The organism is Loktanella sp. DJP18 (assembly GCF_049310965.1).
Lineage (GTDB): Bacteria > Pseudomonadota > Alphaproteobacteria > Rhodobacterales > Rhodobacteraceae > Loktanella.
In genome coordinates this window covers 1-3,467 of the sequence record NZ_JBMERN010000227.1, presented here as the reverse complement: position 1 = coordinate 3,467, position 3,467 = coordinate 1, and the positions used below count along the sequence as shown (strand labels likewise).

The following is a 3,467-nucleotide window of genomic DNA, read 5'->3' as shown; positions in this document are numbered from 1 at the left end:
CGGTTTTGAAGCCGCCGGGGTTGGTGTGTGGTTCGGTGTCTTGGCTCAGGTTTCTCCTTCGTTTTGGTTGTCGGTATTGGTTGTCGCTGACGTTTCGGCCTGAGCATTCTTGTTGGAGGCTGCGGCGCGCTGACGGAAGCTTTCGGCGTTCATCTCGAGGATGCTTGCGTGGTGGACAAGGCGGTCGATGGCCGCGACGGTCATGGCCTTGTCCGGGAAGATCTGATCCCATCCGCTGAACGGCTGATTGGCCGCGATGGCAATGCTGCGGTATTCGTAGCGCCGGGCGATCAGTTCAAAGAGGACGCCGGTTTCGGCCTGATCCTTGTGGGCGTAGGTGATGTCGTCGAGGATGATCAGGTCGAACTTGTCGAGCTTTGCCAGTGCGGCCTCGAGAACGAGATCGCGGCGGGCCGCCTGGAGCCTTTGCACCAGATCGCTGGTCCGGGTGTAGAAGACGCGGTGTCTTGCCTCGATCAGAGCATGGCCGATCGCACACAGGATGTGTGTCTTGCCGGTGCCGGAGTTACCGATGGCAATCAGGTTGCCGCCCCCGTCCAGCCAGTCGCCGGCCGCCAAAGCCTCCACCCGGGCACGTGGGAGGGTCGGCAGGGCCTTGAAGTCGAAGGTCGCCAGCGTCTTGCCTGCGGGAAGCTGCGACTCGTTCAGATGGCGCTGGATGCGACGCATGTCGCGCTCGGCCAGTTCGTATTCCGCCAGCACGGCGAGGAAACGGGCGGCGGGCCAGCCTTCGGTGTCGGCGCGCGTGGCGATCTCGGCCCAGAGTTTTTGGAAACTGGGCAGCCGCAGCGCGGTCAGCATGCTGGGCAGCGTGTGGATGTCGACCTCGCGGACAGTCATGCGCTTGCCCCCAGCAGAGCGTCGAAGCTGGCCAGCGATGGGTGGGCGACGGCGACATCCTTGGGCAACGTCATGAGCCTTGGTGCCAGCCGTGAAGCCAGGGCCTTGGTGTCCGGCACCTGGCCCGCATAAAGGTCTGCCGCCAGCAGATGCGCCAGTTCCGCCTCGCAGGCTTGCTCATGGGCGATGAAGAGTAGTTCGACCATGCGGCGGCAGGCATCCCGTCTCGGCAGGTCCCGTTGCAGCACCTTCCAGGCTTCGGCGTATTCGGTCCGGGGGAACAGGCTGTCGCGATAGATCGAGCTCCACAGGGCCTGTCGAACCGGAGGTTCGCCTTCGGCGAAACGGTTTGCGCCGCAGGGCATGGATCACGTGATGGTAGTTGATGACGTGGACGCGATGTCCATCGCCGCGCCCACGCGCCCGGGGGTGACTGACGACAAGGGAGCCGCCGAGAAACGCCTCGATGCGATCATCGTAAAGGTGGACACGCAGACGTTGCCCGATCAGTTGCGACGGAGCGCTGTAGAAGATGCTCTTGACCAGGAAACCGCCGGTCCGCGAGACCGGCACCACGATCTCGGTAAAGTCGATGGTGCGCCGCCGCGGCAAAGGCTTTAGGTGGGCCCGTTCCGCCTGAACGGCCGCCGCCCGCTGGCGGTTGCGCCGCGCCACCAGCATGTCGACGAAACGTCTGTAGTCCTCGACGCAGGCAAAGTCGCGGCTGCCCCGCAGGATCAGCGCCTGCTTGATGGCCGTCTTCAAGTGCCGGTTTTGCGATTCAACCGCCCCGTTCTCATGGGCCTCACCGCGATTGTTGCGGCTGGCGTCCATGCCGTAATGGCCGACGAACGCATCATAGCGCTTGGTCATGTCCTTACGCTGGTCGGCGGTCAGGTTGCGGAACGCGGCCGAGAGGCTATCGGTCCGGTGGTTTTGCGGCGCACCGCCGAGTGACCAGAGGGCCTGCTGCAAGTTCTCGGCCAGCGCCGTGAAGCTTTCCCCGCCAAGAACCACGCCGACATGCTCCCACCGACTGTAGACCATGACGAAGTGGTAAAGCAGGTGCGGGAACGGCTGGCCTGCGATCGTCACCTCCAGTTCCTCGGCATGGGTGAAGTCGGACTGGGCCATGTATCCCGGCTCTGGCACCTGGCGGAAGATGATGTCGCGCTCAGGACCCTTCAGCGCCCGCCACTGCCGCACACGCCGCTCCAGAGTGCGCCGGATACGATCGTCAGGAAACGCCACAGGGTGCAGACCCTGAAGGTGGCGCAGCAGAGTAACGGCCTGCAACGCACTGTCATTCTCAAGCAAGGGGAGGAGGTCGTTCTGCCAGTAGCCATCAAGGGGATCGGACACCGTGCGTCCGTGAACGATCTTGCGCTGCGAAGGCGGGGTCGGGTCCGCATCGAAACGCCTGGCGCTCCGCTCGCTGAACCCGGCGCGGGCGGCCGATGTGCGCTGAGTGTGGTTTTGGAGGTCGGTCATGTATAATCTCAATTGCTGGTCGGTGATGGGTTTGTAGGCCAAACCGGCTCCTCCGTATGAACGCAGAGGATTCCGGCTTACCAACCCGCAGCGACCAGCACCTACTCCCGAAATATCAATCAGGCCGGTGGGGCTGCCCTCCGGACGGGCATGCCCGTCCTCCGTTCAGCCCCACCGGCCAAGGTGGTTGTCGGCACCGGCCATGGTGGTTCTTATGACCGTAGTCAATTCCGATGCGCACGACTTATCTGCCGCCAGTTTTCCGTCAGGCGTTTCGCGTCGTCAGAATGCGATGGGCAGGATGCCGGAGCTAACAGCGACGGCTGATCAAGCTCTTATCCGCGCGTCAAAGGCGCATACCGGCATACGTCGCGAGATCCCTGTTTCTGTCGCGCGTGAATACGGCAAGCAAGCGCCGCTCTCTAACCACCATGGGGGATTTCTCTGACCGGCTCCGGCACCCTGGCCATCGCATCGTCTGCGTTCAGGTTTCTCTTCCTTTCCGGTCTGGTCCTGTTCCGGTATTTTCGTCATTCGTCTACAAGGCTGTGCGGCAGCCATGTCGCTGACCGTCACGCCATCTATGGCGGGCAGCGGTGTGGCGGGAGAAGCACAGATAAGTCACGCCGCACCTTCGACACCAGTTGGCTCGGTGATATGGGCGATGGCCCAGATGAAGCCGACAAGTTCCCGCGCCACTGCCGTAACAGCCAGTGCAGACTTCTTGCCCCGCGCCATCAAGCGGCGGTAACGGCCACACAGGCGGACCTGCGCTTTCCATCCGATATCTTTCGCAGCCTGAGGGATCCCTTCCTGCCGCAGCATCATCTGCGCGCCTATCTTGGCTGGTGTGCGGTATGACCAGGCCGCTTCGATCAGAACCGCCCGGGCCAGCACGTTGCCCGCCTTTGTAATCCCGCCTTGACGCCGCGTCTCTCCGCTGGACCGTTCTCCCGGCACAAGGCCGAGAAACGCCATCAGCTGACGCGGTTTGGCAAAGCGGCGGATGTCGCCAACCTCGCACACGACTGTCACCGCCGTGATGAAAGCGACGCCGCGCAACGCCTGCAAGGCCTCCACCACCGGAGCCATCGACCAATCCGCCGCAAAAAGGC

At 63.2% G+C, this 3,467-nt stretch carries 3 protein-coding genes and 1 pseudogene; 1 reads left to right on the top strand and 3 read right to left on the bottom strand.

Annotation, left to right across the window (positions count from 1 at the left end; genetic code table 11):
- Nucleotides 1-45: 45 nt before the first annotated feature.
- A complete protein-coding gene (gene istB / locus ACOI1H_RS24300; protein WP_422440791.1) occupies nucleotides 46-861 on the bottom strand; it encodes an IS21-like element helper ATPase IstB in 816 nt (271 codons plus the stop codon).
- Nucleotides 858-2,394 (bottom strand): annotated as a pseudogene (gene istA / locus ACOI1H_RS24295) (IS21 family transposase). Before istA ends, istB begins: the two are co-directional and overlap by 4 nt.
- Nucleotides 2,395-2,566: 172 nt before the next feature.
- Between istA and ACOI1H_RS24290 the strand changes: the two are divergent.
- The gene (locus ACOI1H_RS24290; protein ID WP_422440790.1) at nucleotides 2,567-2,800 is read left to right on the top strand and encodes a hypothetical protein; all 234 of its coding nucleotides are present in this window, start codon (nucleotides 2,567-2,569) and stop codon (nucleotides 2,798-2,800) included.
- Nucleotides 2,801-2,973: 173 nt separating this feature from the next.
- Here the strand turns inward: ACOI1H_RS24290 and ACOI1H_RS24285 are convergent.
- Nucleotides 2,974-3,467 (bottom strand): transposase (locus ACOI1H_RS24285; RefSeq protein WP_422440789.1); only part of this gene is annotated, 494 nt, incomplete at its 5' end.

Coding starts and splice junctions, on each gene's coding strand:
- istB (WP_422440791.1), bottom strand. CDS start 861: ATGACTGTCCGCGAGGTCGACATCCACACGCTGCCCAGCATGCTGACC.
- ACOI1H_RS24290 (WP_422440790.1), top strand. CDS start 2,567: ATGACCGTAGTCAATTCCGATGCGCACGACTTATCTGCCGCCAGTTTT.